This is a genomic window from Streptomyces sp. NPDC001700, from assembly GCF_053596435.1.
In genome coordinates this window covers 614,332-632,036 of the sequence record NZ_JBSFGE010000002.1, presented here as the reverse complement: position 1 = coordinate 632,036, position 17,705 = coordinate 614,332, and the positions used below count along the sequence as shown (strand labels likewise).

Below are 17,705 nucleotides of genomic sequence, written 5' to 3'. Positions count from 1 at the left end.
GATGGCAGCGATGCCCGCCCCCCTGCCGGGCGGCGTGGGGATGTCCCACATCAGCGCGTACGACTGGGAGGCGGCCGACGGCGTGTGCGGCGGCAGCCCCCACCTCCACCTCGCCTGCACCGAGGCGTACGTGGTGACCGCCGGGCGCGGCGCCGTCCAGACGCTGACCGTCGCGGACGGCTTCACCGAGACGCCGCTGGAGCCGGGCGCGGTGGTGTGGTTCACCCCCGGCACGGTGCACCGCATGGTGCAGGGCGGCGGTCTCAAGGTGACCGTGCTGATGCAGAACAGCGGGCTGCCCGAGGCCGGGGACGCGGTGTTCACGTTCCCGCCCGAGGTGCTGGCCGACCCCGAGCGGTACGCGGCGGCCGCAGCGCTGCCCGCCAAGGAGGGCCCGGAGGCGGACGCGGCCGCGCGGCGCCGCCGGGACCTGGCGGTCGAGGGCTATCTGACCCTGCGCGCCGCCGCCGAGAAGGGCGACGACGCTCCGCTGCGCGCCTTCCACGAGGCGGCGGTGCGGATCGTCGCGCCCAAGGTCAAGGACTGGGAGCCGCGCTGGCGGGACGGCGCGCTCGCCGCCGCCCAGCGCACCGGTGAGCAGCTGACCGCGCTCGCCGAGGGCGACCCGGCCCACCTCGCCGACGCGCGCGTCACCGCGACCGGGCCCAGCCGCCGGGGCGGTTACGGCATGTGCGGCCGCCGGGACGAGTACGAACTGCCCGGCGCGACGCTCCCGTACTACGGCGAATAAGCACCGGCATCCCCCCACAGGAACACGCACGAACAGGCACATCGGCACATCACAGGAGGGAGGTCGGTCCGGCCATGCGCAAGAAAAGGACAAAGGTGTCCTGCGCCCTGGCTCTCGTCCTCACACTCGGCGGAACCCTCACGGGCTGCGGCGGCGGTGAGGGCGGTGGCTCGGGCGGCAAGGTCACCCTGCGGTTCACCTGGTGGGGCAACCCCGACCGGGCGGCCCGCACCGAGGAGGCCGTCAAGCTGTTCGAGAAGAGCCATCCGAACGTCGACATCAGCACGTCGTTCGCGGGCTTCGACACGTACAAGGCGAAGCTCGCCACCCAGGCCGCGGGCGGCGACGCACCCGATGTGATGCAGCTGGACTACCGGCAGATCAACCAGTACGCCACCTCCGGCATCCTGCTCGACCTCGGCAAACACCGCGAGCTGCGCACGAAGGACATCGACAAGGGGCTGCTGGCCACCGGCGTCGTGGACGACAAGCAGTACGCGCTGCCGGTCGCCCGTGGCGCCGAGGCCATACCGTACGACGCGTCGCTGTGGCGCAAGGCGGGCGTCCCCGAGCCGACGATCGACTGGACGTGGGCCGACTGGACCGACGCGATGCGCAAGCTGAAGGCGGCGAAGAAGGACATCGGCGGCAAGGTCGGCGCCACCGACCCGGGCCAGAGCGAGGACGTCTTCGAGATCTGGCTGCGCGGCCGGGGCAAGTCCCTCTACACCGAGGGCGGCGGGCTGGGCTTCACGGCCGACGATCTGACCCGCTACTGGGAGTTCTGCACCAAGCTCCGCAAGGAGGGCCTGGTGTCCTCCGCCGAGCAGACGACGCAGATGGACGGCTCGGTGGAGAACACCCCGCTCGGCCGCCTGAAGTCCGTATCCGACTTCAACTGGGACGCCCCGTCCAGCGGCTACGAGGCCATCGTCGGGAAGGGGCTGAAGCTGGCCCCGCTGCCCGCCGGTGACGACGGCAAGCCCGCCCTGTACTACAAGCCGTCGATGTTCTTCGGGGCGTCCGCCAAGACCCAGCACCCCAAGGAAGCCGCCCAGTTCATCGACTTCCTGCTCAACGACGAGAAGGCCGGGGCCATCCTCGGTGCCACCCGCGGCATCCCGGCCAACGACACCATCCGGGACAAGGTGCTGCCCAAGCTGGAGGGCTTCGACCAGGTCGTCTCCGCGTACCAGAAGCAGTTCGAGGGCAAGCTCGCGGATCCGCCCGCCGCGCCGCCCAAGGGCGACGCCTCGCTGCAGTCCACCTTCACGCGCGACTACGACCAGGTGTCGTACGAGCGCCTGTCGCCGCGCCAAGCGGCGGAGAACTACATCACCGAGGCGAAGGCGGAGCTGAGGCAATGACCGCGACCGCGACCCGCCCCCAGGACGCCGCGCCCCCCGCCGCGGGCGCCAAGCGGGCACCGAAGCGCGAGAGGCAGGGCGCCGCCTGGGTGTTCCTGTCCCCATGGGTGATCGGCGCGACCGTGCTGACGCTGCTGCCGATGGCCGTCTCGCTGTATCTGTCGTTCACCGACTACGACATGTTCGACGCCCCGCAGTGGATCGGCCTCCGCAACTACACCCAGATGTTCACGGAGGACCCCCGCTACTGGCGTTCGGTCACCACGACGCTGACGTACGTCGTGATCGCGGTGCCGCTGCAGCTGGTGCTGGCCCTCGCCGTCGCCATCGCGCTGAAGTCCGTCAAGCGCGGCAAGGGCTTCTACCGCTCCGCGTTCTACGCCCCCTCGCTGCTCGGCGCGTCGATGTCCATCGCCCTCGTCTGGCGGGCGATCTTCAACGACGGCGGCACCGTCGACAACCTGCTCTCCGGTGTCGGCATCGACATCGGCGGCTGGATCAACAAGCCGGGCTGGGCCATCCTGTCCGTCGCGCTGCTGACCATCTGGCAGTTCGGCGCCCCCATGGTGATCTTCCTCGCCGGGCTCCAGCAGATCCCCGCCGAGCTGTACGAGGCGGCGGCGGTCGACGGGGCGTCCTGGTGGCGGCAGTTCCGCTCCATCACCATCCCGATGCTGTCCCCGGTGCTCTTCTTCAACCTGGTGCTCCAGATGATCCAGGCGTTCCAGGTCTTCACCCCGGCCTTCGCGGTCAGCGCGGGCAAGGGCGGCCCCGCCGACTCCACCCTCGTCTACACCCTCTACCTCTACGACCGAGGCTTCACCGCCTCCCACATGGGCTACGCCTCCGCCATGGCGTGGGCGCTGCTGCTGGCCATCGGCGTCGTCACCGCGATCCTCTTCCGGACCTCCCGGTCCTGGGTCTTCTACGCCAACGACAACAACGAGGGGGCCCGATGACCACCGCCCCGATCACCACCAGCGCGCCCGTGGCCCAGGGGCGTTCCACCGGCCGGATCGTGCTGCACGTCTGCCTGGTCGCCATCCTGCTGGTGATGCTGTATCCGCTGGCCTGGCTGCTGGCCACCTCGTTCAAACCGGCCGACGAGGTCATCGCCAGCCTCAAGCTGCTCCCCAGCCATCTGGAGTGGAGCAACTACACCACCGCCATGGAGGGCGTGAACGAGGTCAGCGTCGGGCAGCTGCTGTGGAACTCGCTGCTCATCGCGTGCGGCGCCGTCCTCGGCAACGTCATCAGCTGCTCGCTCGCCGCGTACGCCTTCGCCCGGCTGCGGTTCCGGATGCGCGGGCCGCTGTTCGCCTTCATGATCGCGACGATCATGCTGCCGCACCACGCGATCCTCATCCCGCAGTACATCATCTTCAACCAGCTCGGCATGGTGAACACCTACTGGCCGATGATCCTGCCGAAGTTCCTGGCCACCGACGCCTTCTTCGTCTTCCTCATCGTCCAGTTCATGCGCAACCTGCCGCGCGAGCTGGAGGAGGCGGCCCGGATCGACGGCTGCGGGCCGTTCCGCTCCTTCTTCAGCGTCATCCTGCCGCTGACCAGGCCCGCGCTGATCACCACCGCGATCTTCACCTTCATCTGGACCTGGAACGACTTCTTCACCCAGCTCATCTACCTCTTCGAGCCGGAGAAGTTCACCCTGACCCTGGCCCTGCGCTCCTTCGTGGACGCCTCCAGCCAGTCGGCGTTCGGCCCGATGTTCGCGATGTCGGTCTTCGCGCTGCTGCCCATCGTGCTCTTCTTCCTCGCCTTCCAGCGGTTCCTGGTCGAGGGCATGGCCAACTCCGGAATCAAGGGGTGAGCCGCCATGCCGTCCTCCGCGACCACCCGTGAACCGGGCGAGCTGACCGGCCCGCGCTTCGCCCTCTTCGCCGACGTCCTGGCGGTGGGGCTGGCCACCGCCGCCGCCTCGCTCCCGCTGATCACCGCCCCCGCCGCCATGTCCACGGCCTGCGCCGTCCTCGACCGGCGGGTACGGGAGGACGCCCCCGCCACCGCGGGCGGCTACCTCCGCGCCCTGCGGACCCGGCTGCGCACCGGCGACCTGCTGGCCGGGGCCGGGATGCTGTTCGGCGGTGCGCTGCTGCTGTTCAACGCGCTCGCGGCCGGGGCGGGCCTGCCCGGCGCGGCCGTCTTCCGGCCCGCCCTGCTCGTCGTCGGCGGGCTGCTCACCGTCGTCCTGCTGCGCGCCTGCGCCCGCCCCGAATCGGCGACCAGCTGGCGCGCGGCGCTGCGCTCGGCCGCGTACGCCAGCGTGCGCGCCCCCCGCGCGAGCCTCGTTCTGCTGCTGGCCGTGGCCACCGCCGCGGTCTGTGCCTGGGCCTACCCGCCCCTCCTCTTCCTCGTCCCCGGCCCGCTCGCGATCGCGGCCAGAGCCACGGAGCACCACCTATGAGCCTGCTTCGCCGTCATTTCCTCGCCGGAACCGCCGCCGTCGGCGGACTGCTCGCCGCGGGTGCGCCCCAGGCCGCAGCCGCTGGCCGAGGCCGTACCGACAAGCCGTTCCTGGATCTGCTCACCCAGGCCGCCGACAAGCGGGTGGCCGAGGTGGTGGACGGGCTCGACGCCACCCTCGCCCAGCTGAACAACCTCGGCCAGGCCCGCCCCGCCGCCCGCAGCCTGCGGCTGCTCACCTCCGTCCATGTGTGGGCCGACGCCGAGCACCACCACGACGCGGCGCTCATCGCGCCCATGACCCGGCTCGCCGACGCGCTGGCCGCCGCCCAGTTCGACGACGGTCTCTTCGACCAGGGCGCGGTGCACTCCCCGCCGGACACCGCGTTCTCGATCGTGGACCTGGGCCTGCTCTACGGGCTGCTGGACGATGACGACCACGCGTCCACCGCGAAGGTCCGGGCCACCCTGAAGACGATCCTCCGCAAGGCCGGTTCGGGGCTCGCCACCGGCGGGCTGCACACCCCCAACCACCGCTGGAAGGTGTGCGCCGCGCTCGCCCGGATCAACTCCTTCTGGCCCGACGCCCGCTACACCCGCCGCATCGACGCCTGGCTGGCCGAGGGCATCGACCAGTACGCGTCGGGCCAGTACAGCGAGCGCAGCGCCACGTACGCGCCGATCGTCACCAACCCCGCGCTGCTGACCCTCGCCCGGCTCACCGACCGCCCGAAGCTGTACGACACGGTGCGCCGCAACCTGGAGGCCACGCTCCACCTCGTGGAGCCCAACGGCGATGTGGAGACGGTGCATTCGCGCCGCCAGGACCAGAAGACGGTCAAGCATCTGTCCGAGTACTGGCTCCAGTACCGGGCGCTGGCGCTGCGCGAGAAGGACGGGCGCTTCGCGGCCATGGCCGAGACCGTCCAGCGGCGCGGCGCGGACCAGACCTTCGACGAGACCCCGCTCGGGGACTTCCTCGCCGAGGTGCTGGACGAACCGGAGCTGGCGGCGCCGCTGCCGAAGGCCACCGCCGCGCCCTCCGAGTTCACCTGGCGCGACAAGGACAGCGGGCTGGTGCGGATCGGCCGGGGCGCCACCCGTACGTCCCTCTTCGGCGGTACGGACTTCCCCGACGTCCACGCGATCTCCTCGGGCCTGTCCACCAACCCGACCTTCTTCAAGTGGCGCAAGGGCGCGGCGATCCTGGACTCGCTGCGGCTGTCCCCGCAGTTCTTCTCGCTCGGCCACTTCCGCGCCGAGGACATCGAGCGCACGGCGGACGGCTGGCGGCTGTGGGCGGACGTACGCGCCGGGTACCACCTGCCGCTGCCCCCGCAGCACCGCCGCCCCGACGGCCGCTATCCGCTGACGAACGACGGCCGCTTCTGGTCCGCGATGGACTTCCCGCACCGCCCCAAGGAGTGGCGCACCCTCCACACCGAGGTGCGGGCGGCCGAGGCGGACGGCGGCTGGAACCTGGACGTGGAGGTCGGCGAGTCCGACGTCCCGCTCGCCCTCGAACTGTGCTTCCGCAGCGGCGGAAAGCTCACCGGCGTCGAGCCCGTGCCCGGCCAGAAGGACACGTACCAGCTGGTCAAGGGGTACGGAACGTACACGTCCGGCGATGACGTGATCACCTTCGGCCCGGGCAACGGCAGCGGCCCGCGCCAGCCCGCCACCGTGGACCCGGGGGAGCGCTACACCTGGATGGGCGGCGATCTGCCGGTCTCCGGGCTGCGCGTGCTGATCACCGGGCGTTCGCCTCTCGACTATCGCTTGACGCTGCGATGACTCTGCGCTGAAGCGCTGACCGCCTCTGTGTCTCCCCTGTGCCCGCTCTGTACAGGGGTGGCCGGGGCGGCTAGCGTTGGGTTTTAGAAAGCGCTTACTGCAAGCGCTTACGGTGACCCTGGTGAGGAGAAGAAGCCACGTGACACGCAAGACCGTGCGGATCGCCATGAACGGTGTGACCGGCCGGATGGGATACCGCCAACACCTCGTCCGGTCGCTCCTCGCCATCCGCGAACAGGGCGGCATCGACCTCGGCGACGGCAGCGTGCTGTGGCCCGAACCGCTGCTCGTCGGCCGCCGCGAGCACGCCCTGAAGGCGATGGCCGAGCGCCACGGCCTCGACCCCGTCGCCGACGTCTCCACCGACCTGGACGCCGTGCTCGCCGACGACACCGTCGACATCTACTTCGACGCGCAGGTCACCGCCGCCCGCGAGGACGCCCTCAAGAAAGCCATCGCGGCGGGCAAGCACATCTACACCGAGAAGCCCACCGCCACCGACCTCGACGGCGCCCTCGAACTGGCCCGGCTCGCCCGGGCCGCGGGCATCAAGCACGGCGTCGTCCAGGACAAGATCTTCCTGCCGGGGCTGCTGAAGCTGAAGCGGCTCATCGACGGCGGCTTCTTCGGCGAGATCCTCTCGATCCGCGGCGAGTTCGGCTACTGGGTCTTCGAGGGCGACTGGCAGAGCGCCCAGCGCCCCTCCTGGAACTACCGCGCCGAGGACGGCGGCGGCATCGTCGTCGACATGTTCCCGCACTGGGAGTACGTCCTGCACGAGCTGTTCGGCCCCGTCCGCACCGTCCAGGCCCAGACCACCACCCACATCCCGACCCGCTGGGACGAGCAGGGCAAGCCGTACGACGCCACCGCCGACGACGCGGCGTACGGCATCTTCCAGCTCGAAGGCGGCGCCATCGCCCAGATCAACTCGTCCTGGGCGGTCCGCGTCAACCGCGACGAGCTGGTCGAGTTCCAGGTCGACGGCACCGAGGGCTCCGCCGTCGCGGGGCTGCGCAACTGCCGCGTCCAGCACCGCTCGGCCACCCCCAAGCCGGTCTGGAACCCGGACCTCCCGGCCACCGAGTCCTTCCGCGACCAGTGGCAGGAGATCCCGGACAACGACGAGTTCGACAACGGCTTCAAGGCCCAGTGGGAGCTGTTCCTGCGCCACGTCGCCCTGGACGAGCCCTGGCGCTGGGACCTCCTCGCGGGCGCCCGCGGCGTCCAGCTCGCCGAGCTGGGCCTCGCGTCCTCCGCGGAGGGCCGCCGCTTCGACGTCCCGGAGCTGAGCCTGTGACCCTCCACCTGCCCGGGCCGGACGGCACGACCCGCCCCTACGAGCCCCGCACCGAGCCGCTGTCCCTGACCACGGGGGCTGCTTTTACGTCCCGTGTCGTGTTCTCGGCCGCCCATGTGGTCGCCGACCCGTACGCCGACGTCAGCCCCGACAGCCCCGCCGCCGTCGACTGGGACGCCACCCTCGCCTTCCGCCGCCACCTGTGGTCGCACGGGCTCGGCGTGGCCGAGGCCATGGACACCGCGCAGCGCGGCATGGGCCTCGACTGGGCGGGCGCCGCCGAACTCATCCGGCGCTCGGCGGCCGAGGCGAAGGCGGTCGGCGGGCGCATCGCGTGCGGCGTCGGCACCGACCAGCTGGCCCCCGGCGACCGCACGGCGGCCGAGGTGCGGGCGGCGTACGAGGAGCAGCTCGCCGTCGTCGAGGAGTCCGGCGCCCAGGCGATCCTGATGGCCTCGCGCGCGCTGTGCGCGGCCGCCAAGGGGCCGGACGACTACCTCGACGTCTACGGCCACCTGCTGCGCCAGGCGCGCGAGCCTGTCGTCCTGCACTGGCTGGGCCCGATGTTCGACCCGGCGCTGGAGGGCTACTGGGGCAGCGCCGACCTGGACGCCGCCACCGACACCTTCCTCGACGTGATCGCCGCCCACCCCGACAAGGTCGACGGCATCAAGGTCTCCCTGCTCGACGCCCAGCGCGAGGTCGACCTGCGGCGCCGCCTGCCGGACGGGGTGCGCTGCTACACCGGCGACGACTTCAACTACCCCGAGCTGATCGCGGGCGACGACCACGGCTTCAGCCACGCGCTGCTCGGCATCTTCGACCCGCTGGGCCCGCTCGCCGCCGAGGCCGTACGCCGCCTGGACACCGGCGACACCGAGGGCTTCCGCGCCCTGCTCGACCCCACCGTGGAACTCTCCCGCCACCTCTTCCAGACCCCGACCCGCTACTACAAGACGGGCGTCGTCTTCCTGGCCTGGCTGGCGGGCCACCAGTCGCACTTCACGATGGTGGGCGGCCTGCAGTCGGCCCGTTCGCTGCCGCACCTGGCGCGGGCGTACGAACTGGCCGACGGGCTGGGCCTGTTCCCGGACCCGGCGCTGGCGGAGTCCCGTATGAAGCACCTGCTGTCCGTCTACGGAGTCGCCCAATGAACGCCGTCCCCCGCCTGAGCCTCAACCAGGAAACGATCAAGCAGTGGTCGCTGCCGGAGCTGGCGGAGGGCTGCGTCAAGGCGGGCGTCACGGGCGTGGGCCTGTGGCGCGAGCCGGTCCAGAAGTACGGCGTGGAGGCCGCCGCCGCGCTCATCCGGGACGCGGGGCTGACCGTCACGTCGCTGTGCCGCGGCGGCTTCTTCACCGCGATCGACCCCGATGAGCGCGCCGCCGCCCTGGCCGACAACCGCACGGCCATCGACGAGGCCGCCACCCTCGGCACGGACACCCTGGTCCTGGTCTCCGGCGGCCTCCCGCCCGGCAGCCGCGACCTGTTCGCCGCCCGTGAGCGCATCGCCGACGCGCTGGGGGAGCTGGGCCCGTACGCCGCCGAGCGCGGCGTCCGCCTGGCCATCGAGCCGCTGCACCCCATGTACGCGTCCGACCGCTGCGTCGTCTCCACCCTCGCCCAGGCCCTCGACCTGGCGACCCGCTTCCCGGCCGACCAGGTCGGCGTCGTCGTGGACACCTACCACCTGTGGTGGGACGACACCGCGGCCGCCCAGATCGCCCGCGCGGGCGCCGAGGGCCGCATCGCCGCCTTCCAGCTCGCCGACTGGATCACGCCGCTGCCGGAGGGCGTGCTGCTGGGCCGGGGGCAACTCGGGGACGGCGCGGTCGACTTCCGCTGGTTCCGCGAACAGGTCGACGCGACCGGCTACGACGGCCCCATCGAGGTCGAGATCTTCAACCCGGACCTCTGGGCCCGCGACGGCGCCGAAGTCCTGGCCGAAGTGGCCGACCGCTACCGGGCGCTGGTGCTGTAACCGGGCCCGGGTAGGGTGCGGCCATGAACACGGGGGCACGGAGGATCATCGAGCCACGGCTGCGGATGCGTGAGGTACTGCTGCGCGGTGTGCTGCACGGACTGGCATTGATCGTCGTCCTGTTGATCGCCATGCTGTTCGTCGGCGACCACCACGACCGGGAGGAATTCATCGCGGTCGTCGGCGGCTTCGCGCTCGTCTTCGGCGGGGGGTTCTTCGTGTTCGGCCTCTTCTTCTGGGCGTGCTGCCGCGGCGACATCCGCCGGTGGCGCGACTTCCGCTCGATCACCAACCAGTACGAGGGCATCTCGATCATGGCCCCGGCCATGGTCCGCTTCGGCGTCATGGCCCTGGTCCTGGCGCCCGCCGCGTTCGGGCTGTACGGCCTGATCGACGAGGCGGAGATCGGGAGCTGGCTCTACGGCAGCTGACGCCCGTTCGCCTCGTCCTCCGGCGGCGGCACCGCGTATCCGGGCACCGAAGGCCACCGCACCGTCAGTACGACCGACTCCTCCTCCGCGACCCAGGAGTGGTCGACTCCGTGCCCCCACACGACGTAATCCCCCTGCTGCTCCAGGAGAACGCTGCGGCCGGGCAGCTCCACGCGGAAGCGGCCGCTGATGAGCACCAGCAGCGCCGTCCGCTCCTCGCCCCTCACCCACCGCGCCCGCTCGTCCCCGGGCGGATGGACACCCCACTTGATCTCCACGTCCGCACTGTGGCGGGGATCGTCGGCGTCCTTGAAGTGCCCGAGGATCCACCCCCGGTCCAACGCCGCGTCCTTGCCCGCGTTGCCCACGTACACGCTGTCATTCACGCTGTCGCTCACGTCTCCGGAAGCTAGCAGGCTAGGGTATGCGCGGCGCGAGAGACGCGTGGCGCCGTACTGGGCCGGTGACTTCCCCGCCGAGGGCGATCAGGTCATCGCCGGGCTCTTCGCCGAACACCCCGACTGGCTGGGCCCGTACGGCCACCGGCTGATCATCGAGCGGGCCACCGGTCTGGTGGTCGGCTCGATCGGTCTGTTCTGGCCGCCGAGTGACGGCGCCGTCGAAATCGGCTACGGCATCGTGCCGTCCCGCCGGGGCCGTGGCTACGCCCCCGAGGCCACCCGCGCCCTCACCGCCTTCGCGCTCGGCGCGCCGGGCGTCCACGCGGTGCACGCCACCGTGGAGCTGTCGAACCCGGCCTCCGTCAGGGTGCTGGAGAAGTCCGGCTTCCGGCGCCATGGCACATCGCCCGACCAGACCCAACCTGATCAGAACGTGGCCCGCTACCAGGCGCGTTGACCTAGCTCAGCGCGGCTGGGAGGGGAAAGGGCGCGATCGGGGCTCGGTCGGTGACGGGACCGGGGCCGGTGTGGTGCTGGTGGCGGGCGGGTCGTGGGCGGGTGGGGCCGGGCGGTGGGGGCGCTCGGGGGAGTCGGAGCCGGAGGGGAGGAGGAAGGCGAGGGCGGCCGCGGCCGCCGCCGCGCCCACCGCCACGGCCGATACGACGCGCCGTATCCGCCGGGTCCCCCACGCCCGGCCGGTCGGGGGACGGGCCGGGGACAGATCGTGGGCGCTGATGAGCCGCGCACGGGCGTCGAGCGCGGCGCGCAGCCGGTCCTCGGTCGGCGGGTGGGCACTCATCGGTCCGCCTCCAGCAGCTTTTCCAGGGTGCCGAGCGCACGGCTCGCGGTCGACTTCACCGTGCCACGGGACACGCCGAGGGTCTCGGCGATCTGCGCCTCGGACAGATCGGACCAGTAGCGCAGCACCAGCACCTCACGCTGGCGCGCGGTGAGGTGCGCGAGCGCGTCCAGCACCTGCCGGTGTTCCTCGGCGAGCAGCAGCGGCTCGTCCACCGGCGCGCCGGGCCCCGGGTGCGGCGGGGTGTACGCCCGGGCCGTACGCCGTCGGCGCAGCACCGAGCGGGCGGCGTTGACCACGGCGGTGTGCAGATAGGCGTGGGCGTCCTGGACGTCGTCCAGCCGTGCGCCGTGTCGGCGGCAGACGGCGGCGAACGCGTCCTGGACGACGTCCTCGGCGGTGTGCAGATCGTCCACCAGGAAGATGGCCAGCCGGACCATGTCGAGCCGCCGGGCCCGGTACAGCTCGGCCAGTGTGGGCGGTGGCTCCTCGTCGTCCTGGGCGTCCACCGGCCTCAGCAGCCGGGGGCGCGCCCCCGGTGCCGGGGCGGTCGTCCGGGCACGGCGAAGCAGCCGGGCCCACCAGGGCAGGACAAGAGTGAGCTGCATCGTCCTCGTTCACCTCGTCGGTGCTGCGGCAGGGCCGACTCCGGATCCGGCCCTGCCCCATCCGTTGCTGACGGGCTGACGGCTAGCGTTCGGCCGGAACCGGCTTGGGCTGGGCCGAGGCCGGTACGGAGGGCACCGGCTTGGGCTCGGTGGGGTCGGCCGGTACGGGCTTGGGCTCGGTGGGGTCAGCCGGTACGGAGGGCACGGGCTTGGGCTCAGTGGGGTCCGCGGGGGCGGACGGCACGGGCTTGGGCTCGGTGGGGTCCGCAGGGGCGGACGGTACCGGCTTGGGCTCGTTCGCCTCCGGTACGGACGGGACCGGCTCGGGCTCGGCCGGGGCCGGGGTGGGCGCGCTCGACTCGGTGGGCCGCGCGTGGTCGGCGGTGGCGGCCTGGGCGGCCATGCCACCCCCCACGAGCAGGGCGATACCGGCGGCCGACCCCAGAACCCAGGTGCGCAGGGGGCGGTTCAGCTTCTTGGCGCGGATGTGCCGCATAGGTCAACGACTCCAGGAACATCGGGAAAACGCTGATGAGTCAGGCGGAGCCGGGAACCGGAAGACCCGTCCCGGAACCCGCCTTCACCCCACCAGACGTGCGGCCCCACCCGAGGTTGTCGCGGCACCCGGAAAATCTTGGATCAACCCGAGGGACGTGCTGTCCCGAGTCTGACCGTGGTGGTCAAGACCCGCCCGAAGTAACAGATCAATAACTTCGGAAAATCGTGCAACCCTTCCCCGCCTTGGCCGGTCGTACCTGGCATCGGGCTTCCTGGGGAGGGATCTGGGGGGATTCAGAGGGAGCCCTGCGGAGGGGGAAGCGAGGGGCCTGGTCGACGGACCGGGCCCCTCGAAACGCGTCAGCGCCTCGTCCTAGCGCAGGTCGGGGCTCACCGGCCGGTCGTGCGCCAGCTCGCCGAAGAGCTTCTTCGCGCGTGCGGTGTCCCACCGCACGGCGCTGCCCTTCGACGTCCGGAAGCCCAGGCTGGAGACCGGGACCTTGACCTGCTGCCCGTCACCGGCCGTCACGCCCTTCATCGCCTCGAACAGCGACAGGAGATCGGGCATCTCCATGCCCTTGTCGACAATGAGCGTGTCCAGCCCCGCGCGCATCGTCGGATACATCGTGAACGGGTCGAGGGCGACACCCGGGGTGGCGGCCTTGTGGGCGAGTGCGGCGAGGAATTTCTGTTGATTCTTGGACCGTCCGAGATCGCCCTCGGCCTCTTGGTGGCGCTGCCGGACGAATGCGAGTGCCTTGGATCCGTCGAGGTTATGGCAGCCCTTCTTCAGATTCAGGCCCGATTTCTCGTCCCGTACATTCCTGTTCACGCACATGTCCACGCCGCCGACCGCGTTCACCAGGCCCACGAATCCCGCGAAGCCTATTTCCGCGTAGTGGTTGATGCGCAGACCCGTATTGCGCTCGATGGTGCGGATGAGCAAATCGGGGCCGCCGAGGGAGTACGCCGCGTTCAGCTTGTTCCGGGCCGCGCGGTAGTGCTTGCCGGTCTCGGGGCGGGTGAACGAGGGGATGGTCACCCAGGAGTCACGCGGGAGGCTCATCAACGTGCTGCCGTGGGCACCGGTGTGGAGCACCATCATCGAGTCGGTGCGGCCGCCGTCGGCGGAGCCGGTGTGCAGCTGCTTCTTGGCCGCGCCGGACAGTCCCGTGCGGCTGTCGGAGCCCACGATCAGGTAGTTGGTGCCCTTGCCGCGCGCCGGACGGTCCGCGGCGGCCTTGCCGAGGTCGACCTTGCGGTCGAGCGTGCTGTCGGCCCAGACGTAGGTACCGGCGGACGCCACGAGCGGTACGGAGATCAGGAGGGCCACCGCCCGCGCGATCCGGCGGCGCCTGCTGGCGGGTTGCCGGGGCGGTCTTCGTCTGATGACCGGGCCGCTGATGACCGGGCCGCCGCCGAAGCCCGCCCCGCCACCGTTCTGGTTCCTGTCCACCCACTCGCTCATGGCGCGCCAGTCTGCATGTTCACCAGTCCTACATCAAATGGACGACAGTTCTTCATGATCGTTAGATCGGAGTTGCTGGGCGGCTGTGCCCGAGCGGTGCATGCGGTGCCACGTCAGCCGGGCGCCGAGCAGCGCGGCGACCACGGACTGGATGACCACCAGGTACATCAGCTGCCGGTAGACGAAGAGCTGGAACGGCATCGACCACAGCGACCGCAACCGCTCCCCGTCCAGCCGCAGCGCGTATCCGGCGCACACGAGCTGGACCGCGAGGAACGCGCACCAGATCCCGGCCGACTGCACGGGGCTGAGGAAGAGCGCGCCGTACAGGGCGAACAGATCGACGATCGGCGCGATCAACGGCAGCAGCACCTGGAAGAGGACCAGGTACGACAGCCCCCGGCGCCCGAAGCGCCCGGCCGGGCCCAGTTCGACGGCGGCCCTCCGGTGCTTCCACATGGACTGGAGCGTGCCGAAGCACCAGCGGTAGCGCTGCCGCCACAGCTGGCGCAGCGAGGTGGGCACCTCGGTCCAGGCGACGGCCGTCTCCTCGTACACCACGCGCCAACCGGCCCGCCACAGGGCCATGGTGAGGTCGGTGTCCTCGGCGAGGGTGTCCTCGCTGACCCCGCCGACGCCCATCAGCGCGTCCCGCCGGAAGGCGCCGATGGCGCCCGGGACGGTCGGCATGCACTCCAGCACCTCGAACATCCGGCGGTCGAGGTTGAACCCGAAGACGTACTCCAGGTGCTGCCACCGGCCCAGCAGGGTGCGCCGGTTGCCGACCTTGGTGTTCCCGCTCACCGCGCCGATGGCCGGGTGGGCGAGCGGCTGGATGAGCTGGTGGACGGCATCGGCCTCGAAGACGGTGTCGGCGTCGACCATGACCACGATGTCGTGCGCCGCGTGCGCGAGACCGGTGTTGAGGGCGGTCGCCTTGCCGGAGTTGACCTGCCGGATCACCGACACCCGGGGGTCGTCGATCCAGGTGGCGAGGTCCGCCGTCCGGTCCGTCGACCCGTCGTCGACCACGATGATCTGGAGATACGGATGGGTGGAGGCCAGCAGCGAACGCACGGTGGCCTCGATGCCCGCCTCCTCGTTGTACGCGGGGACGATCACCGTCACCGGGTCGTTGACCTCGCGCAGCCAGGGGGAGCCGGGGCGGAAGCGGGTCAGCCGCCGGACATGGGCGCGGGCGAAGAAGACGAGCGTGACCAGCCGCAGCAGGCCCAGCGCACCGGCGATCGCGAGCACCCAGGCCATGGCGCTGGTGAACGCCCGCCCGATGGCACCGGCCCAGAGCAGCGCCTTGCCCTCCGCGCGCTCCCACAGGGACGCCGGGATCTCGCCCGAGGGCGCCCCGATCCCGGCGGTCACGGTGGTGAACCGGTCGACCCGCCGGTCGCCGAGCAGCCTCTTCGCCTCCTGGTACGCGCTCTCGTTCTGGCTGAACTGCCGGACCACGCCCTGCGACGGCTCGCGGTACCACTGATCGGCGGTGACCAGGGTGTATCCGTCGGCGGCGACGCGCTGCGCCGCCTTCCACTCGGCGCCGCACAGGGTGTCCATCGCGGTCGTCTGGGGCATCCGGAGCAGCCCGGTGCGGACGCCCGAGGAGCCCGCCAGCGCCGACTGCGTGAGCGACAGTTCGAGACCGGTGCGAGCGGAAGACGAGGTGCCCAGGTCGGCGCCGGTGTAGGTATTCGACCCGATCTCATGGCCCGCGGCGCGGATCCGCCGCACCAGGTCCGGGTGCTCGGCCGCCTTGGCGCCGTAGAGGAAGAAGGTGGCGTGCGCGTGGTGCTCGCGCAGCAGGTCGAGCAGGCGCGGCGTCCATACGGGGTCGGGGCCGCCGTCGAACGTGAGCGCCACGGTGCGCGCGGGCATCGAGGCCGACGACACCTCGCCGTCCTTGATGCGCAGGACCGGGCCTCCCTTGTCCACGGCCCGGGGCACGGGGGTGGCGCAGGGGCGCCGCGTCTTCGCGGCGTCGATCTCGTTGTCGGTCCACCCCTGGAACATCAGCATGGCGAACATCACAGGGAGGACGATGATCAGAAACAGCCAGTGTCCCCGCGGATCACGGGCCGCGGCATGCCGACGTCTGGGCTTGCGGCTCATCCGCCGACGCCCGGGGCCACCCGGCGGAGGACCCGGACGACCCGTCTTCGGCCCGGCGCGGGGCCAGGCGCGGTGATCACCACCAGGGCGCGGTGAGCGTTCGCTATGAGACGGGTTTTCTGTCGCTTGCGGTTCCGGCTGGCCTTACACATGTGGAGGGAGTGTAGCGATCAGTCATTTCGGCGCGACCTCTCGATTTCCTACTGGCGAGTTGTCCCGCGTGACAAAGAACTCACTTATGGCGGAAGGGCGGCAGTGCCGCCGAGGGCGGTTGACGGGCGGCCGTATTCGATGATCGAATCGCCAGCCTCGTCAACCGCCAGCCGGAATGCGGTCATTCACGTTGCCGTTAAACGCATTTCGCCGACACCGCACCGGACGAATTCAGAACGGCACGCCGCAGCGCAGCAGTACGTTCGCGTACGGCCGCGCCTCGCCGGTCCGTACGACCAGTTTCGCCGTGGCCGTACGGGACTTCAGCTCCTCGTGGGACACGAGGTCCAGCGCGGGGTAGGGGAAGTACGCGTCCAGCAGTGCCATCGCCGCCGGGTTGTACTCGCTCACTTCCTGCGCCGCGACCGCCCCCTCGGTCACCAGCTCGTCCAGCAGCCCGGCCAGCACCTGCTCGAAGGACGGCACCCCGGCCGTGAAGGCCAGGTCGACGACGCGGGGGCCGGAGGACGGTATCGGCAGGCCCGCGTCGCACACCATCACCGTGTCGGTGTGGCCCAGCAGCGCAAGACCCGCGCTCAGATGACGGTTGAGGATCCCCCCACGCTTCACAGGGCGGCCACCTCGTCGGCGGTCGGGAAGGACACCTGCGCCCCGGCCCGGGTCACGGCGGCCGCGCCGACGCGTACGGCGTACCGGACGGCGGTCTCCAGGTCGTCCCCGACGCCCAGGCGCCAGGCGAGCGCACCGGTGAAGGCGTCACCGGCCCCCGTGGTGTCCACGGCCTCGACCGGCAGGCTGGGCACCCGGACCGTACGGTCGCGCTCGGCGACGAGCGCGCCCTCGCCGCCCAGGGTGACCACCACCGAGCGCGGGCCGCGCGCCAGCAGCGCCGCCGCCCACGCCTCGGGGTCCGTGGCGTCCCCGGCCGGGTCGTCGCTCAGCAGATAGCGCGCCTCGTGCTCGTTGACGACGAGGGGATCGCACGCGGCGAGCACATCGGCGGGCAGGGGCGCGGGCGGGGACGGGTTGAGCACCACGCGCGGCCCGGGCCGGTCGCCGAAGCCCGCGCCCGCCGTGCGGACGACCTCGGCGACCGTCTCCAGCGGGATCTCCAGCTGGAGCGAGACGACGCGGGCGGCGGCCAGCAGGCTCTCGGCGCCGCGTACGTCCTCGGGGGTGAGCCGGGAGTTGGCGCCGGGGGAGACCACGATGCTGTTGTCGCCCGAGGGGTCCACCGTGATCAGCGCGACCCCGGTGGGCGCGCCGCCGACCAGGACGCCGGTGGTGTCGACCCCGGCGTCGCGCTGCGAGTCCAGCAGCAGTCGGCCGTGGCCGTCGTCGCCGACCCGGGCCAGCAGGGCCGTACGGGCGCCGAGGCGGCCTGCGGCGACGGCCTGGTTGGCGCCCTTGCCGCCCGGGTGGACGGCCAGGTCGGAGCCGAGGACGGTTTCCCCGGCCCCGGGGCGGCGGTCGACGCCGACCACCAGATCGGCGTTGGCCGACCCCACGACCAGGAGGTCGTAGTCGTGCATGCGGTATGTCCTTTCAGACGGCCAAGATTGTCAGCTGTCAGCTGATACCTGTC

The 17,705-nt window shown here is 71.4% G+C and carries 19 protein-coding genes; 11 read left to right on the top strand and 8 right to left on the bottom strand.

The window, feature by feature from the left end; genetic code table 11:
* Position 1 precedes the first annotated feature (1 nt).
* The 10 genes from ACWC5C_RS05575 (at position 2) to ACWC5C_RS05530 (ending at position 10,048) form a co-directional block, all read left to right on the top strand.
* Positions 2-751: a cupin gene (locus ACWC5C_RS05575; RefSeq protein WP_450874018.1), complete on the top strand. Its 750-nt coding sequence runs from the start codon at positions 2-4 to the stop codon at positions 749-751.
* A 74-nt stretch (positions 752-825) separates the two neighbouring features.
* On the top strand, positions 826-2,118 hold the full coding sequence (locus ACWC5C_RS05570) for an ABC transporter substrate-binding protein (protein ID WP_450873944.1): 1,293 nt from the start codon (positions 826-828) through the stop codon (positions 2,116-2,118).
* Positions 2,115-3,077 (top strand): carbohydrate ABC transporter permease, encoded by a 963-nt coding sequence (locus ACWC5C_RS05565; RefSeq protein ID WP_450873942.1) that lies wholly within the window; start codon positions 2,115-2,117, stop codon positions 3,075-3,077. The genes ACWC5C_RS05570 and ACWC5C_RS05565 overlap by 4 nt, the downstream gene beginning before the upstream one ends.
* On the top strand, positions 3,074-3,949 hold the full coding sequence (locus ACWC5C_RS05560; protein ID WP_450873940.1) for a carbohydrate ABC transporter permease: 876 nt from the start codon (positions 3,074-3,076) through the stop codon (positions 3,947-3,949). Before ACWC5C_RS05565 ends, ACWC5C_RS05560 begins: the two co-directional genes overlap by 4 nt.
* Positions 3,950-3,955: 6 nt before the next feature.
* Complete coding sequence (locus ACWC5C_RS05555; RefSeq protein WP_450873938.1) at positions 3,956-4,543, top strand: hypothetical protein; 588 nt, start codon at positions 3,956-3,958, stop codon at positions 4,541-4,543.
* The gene (locus ACWC5C_RS05550) at positions 4,540-6,336 is read left to right on the top strand and encodes a hypothetical protein (RefSeq protein ID WP_450873936.1); all 1,797 of its coding nucleotides are present in this window, start codon (positions 4,540-4,542) and stop codon (positions 6,334-6,336) included. Before ACWC5C_RS05555 ends, ACWC5C_RS05550 begins: the two co-directional genes overlap by 4 nt.
* Positions 6,337-6,475: 139 nt before the next feature.
* Complete coding sequence (locus ACWC5C_RS05545; protein WP_450873934.1) at positions 6,476-7,636, top strand: Gfo/Idh/MocA family protein; 1,161 nt, start codon at positions 6,476-6,478, stop codon at positions 7,634-7,636.
* Positions 7,633-8,790 carry a dihydrodipicolinate synthase family protein gene (locus ACWC5C_RS05540; RefSeq protein WP_450873932.1) on the top strand — a complete coding sequence of 386 codons (1,158 nt, stop codon included), beginning with the start codon at positions 7,633-7,635 and terminating at the stop codon, positions 8,788-8,790. The genes ACWC5C_RS05545 and ACWC5C_RS05540 overlap by 4 nt, the downstream gene beginning before the upstream one ends.
* A complete protein-coding gene (locus ACWC5C_RS05535) occupies positions 8,787-9,617 on the top strand; it encodes a sugar phosphate isomerase/epimerase family protein (RefSeq protein ID WP_450873930.1) in 831 nt (276 codons plus the stop codon). The genes ACWC5C_RS05540 and ACWC5C_RS05535 overlap by 4 nt, the downstream gene beginning before the upstream one ends.
* Positions 9,618-9,640: 23 nt before the next feature.
* Positions 9,641-10,048, top strand: a complete 408-nt coding sequence (locus ACWC5C_RS05530) for a DUF6336 family protein (RefSeq protein ID WP_450873928.1) — start codon at positions 9,641-9,643, stop codon at positions 10,046-10,048.
* Here the strand turns inward: ACWC5C_RS05530 and ACWC5C_RS05525 are convergent.
* Positions 10,036-10,434, bottom strand: a complete 399-nt coding sequence (locus ACWC5C_RS05525) for a signal peptidase I (protein WP_450874016.1) — start codon at positions 10,432-10,434, stop codon at positions 10,036-10,038. The genes ACWC5C_RS05530 and ACWC5C_RS05525 overlap by 13 nt on opposite strands.
* 58 nt (positions 10,435-10,492) lie before the next feature.
* Between ACWC5C_RS05525 and ACWC5C_RS05520 the strand changes: the two genes are divergently transcribed.
* Entirely contained in the window at positions 10,493-10,906 is a 414-nt protein-coding gene (locus tag ACWC5C_RS05520; protein ID WP_450873926.1) for a GNAT family N-acetyltransferase, read from the top strand.
* A 6-nt stretch (positions 10,907-10,912) separates the two neighbouring features.
* Here ACWC5C_RS05520 and ACWC5C_RS05515 read toward each other — a convergent pair whose 3' ends face one another.
* From ACWC5C_RS05515 to ACWC5C_RS05485, 7 genes are all read right to left on the bottom strand, one after another.
* A complete protein-coding gene (locus ACWC5C_RS05515; RefSeq protein WP_450873924.1) occupies positions 10,913-11,248 on the bottom strand; it encodes a hypothetical protein in 336 nt (111 codons plus the stop codon).
* Positions 11,245-11,856 (bottom strand): SigE family RNA polymerase sigma factor, encoded by a 612-nt coding sequence (locus tag ACWC5C_RS05510; RefSeq protein ID WP_450873922.1) that lies wholly within the window; start codon positions 11,854-11,856, stop codon positions 11,245-11,247. The genes ACWC5C_RS05515 and ACWC5C_RS05510 overlap by 4 nt, the downstream gene beginning before the upstream one ends.
* Before the next feature lie 82 nt (positions 11,857-11,938).
* Positions 11,939-12,352 carry a hypothetical protein gene (locus tag ACWC5C_RS05505; protein ID WP_450873920.1) on the bottom strand — a complete coding sequence of 138 codons (414 nt, stop codon included), beginning with the start codon at positions 12,350-12,352 and terminating at the stop codon, positions 11,939-11,941.
* Between the two features lie 375 nt (positions 12,353-12,727).
* Entirely contained in the window at positions 12,728-13,822 is a 1,095-nt protein-coding gene (locus ACWC5C_RS05500) for an LCP family protein (RefSeq protein WP_450873918.1), read from the bottom strand.
* A gap of 33 nt (positions 13,823-13,855) precedes the next feature.
* Positions 13,856-15,946, bottom strand: coding sequence for a bifunctional polysaccharide deacetylase/glycosyltransferase family 2 protein (locus ACWC5C_RS05495; protein ID WP_450873916.1), 2,091 nt, complete (start codon positions 15,944-15,946; stop codon positions 13,856-13,858).
* Positions 15,947-16,330: 384 nt separating this feature from the next.
* A complete protein-coding gene (rbsD, locus tag ACWC5C_RS05490) occupies positions 16,331-16,729 on the bottom strand; it encodes a D-ribose pyranase (protein ID WP_450873914.1) in 399 nt (132 codons plus the stop codon).
* Positions 16,726-17,652: a ribokinase gene (locus ACWC5C_RS05485; protein WP_450873912.1), complete on the bottom strand. Its 927-nt coding sequence runs from the start codon at positions 17,650-17,652 to the stop codon at positions 16,726-16,728. Before ACWC5C_RS05485 ends, rbsD begins: the two co-directional genes overlap by 4 nt.
* Positions 17,653-17,705 lie beyond the last annotated feature (53 nt).

What these genes read in the sequence shown, in the direction of transcription:
- ACWC5C_RS05575 (WP_450874018.1), top strand. Translation starts at nt 2, where the DNA reads ATGGCAGCGATGCCCGCCCCCCTGCCGGGCGGCGTGGGGATGTCCCAC.
- ACWC5C_RS05570 (WP_450873944.1), top strand. Translation starts at nt 826, where the DNA reads ATGCGCAAGAAAAGGACAAAGGTGTCCTGCGCCCTGGCTCTCGTCCTC.
- ACWC5C_RS05565 (WP_450873942.1), top strand. Translation starts at nt 2,115, where the DNA reads ATGACCGCGACCGCGACCCGCCCCCAGGACGCCGCGCCCCCCGCCGCG.
- ACWC5C_RS05560 (WP_450873940.1), top strand. Translation starts at nt 3,074, where the DNA reads ATGACCACCGCCCCGATCACCACCAGCGCGCCCGTGGCCCAGGGGCGT.
- ACWC5C_RS05555 (WP_450873938.1), top strand. Translation starts at nt 3,956, where the DNA reads ATGCCGTCCTCCGCGACCACCCGTGAACCGGGCGAGCTGACCGGCCCG.
- ACWC5C_RS05550 (WP_450873936.1), top strand. Translation starts at nt 4,540, where the DNA reads ATGAGCCTGCTTCGCCGTCATTTCCTCGCCGGAACCGCCGCCGTCGGC.
- ACWC5C_RS05535 (WP_450873930.1), top strand. Translation starts at nt 8,787, where the DNA reads ATGAACGCCGTCCCCCGCCTGAGCCTCAACCAGGAAACGATCAAGCAG.
- ACWC5C_RS05530 (WP_450873928.1), top strand. Translation starts at nt 9,641, where the DNA reads ATGAACACGGGGGCACGGAGGATCATCGAGCCACGGCTGCGGATGCGT.
- ACWC5C_RS05515 (WP_450873924.1), bottom strand. Translation starts at nt 11,248, where the DNA reads ATGAGTGCCCACCCGCCGACCGAGGACCGGCTGCGCGCCGCGCTCGAC.
- ACWC5C_RS05510 (WP_450873922.1), bottom strand. Translation starts at nt 11,856, where the DNA reads ATGCAGCTCACTCTTGTCCTGCCCTGGTGGGCCCGGCTGCTTCGCCGT.
- ACWC5C_RS05505 (WP_450873920.1), bottom strand. Translation starts at nt 12,352, where the DNA reads ATGCGGCACATCCGCGCCAAGAAGCTGAACCGCCCCCTGCGCACCTGG.
- ACWC5C_RS05500 (WP_450873918.1), bottom strand. Translation starts at nt 13,822, where the DNA reads ATGAGCGAGTGGGTGGACAGGAACCAGAACGGTGGCGGGGCGGGCTTC.
- ACWC5C_RS05495 (WP_450873916.1), bottom strand. Translation starts at nt 15,946, where the DNA reads ATGAGCCGCAAGCCCAGACGTCGGCATGCCGCGGCCCGTGATCCGCGG.
- ACWC5C_RS05485 (WP_450873912.1), bottom strand. Translation starts at nt 17,652, where the DNA reads ATGCACGACTACGACCTCCTGGTCGTGGGGTCGGCCAACGCCGATCTG.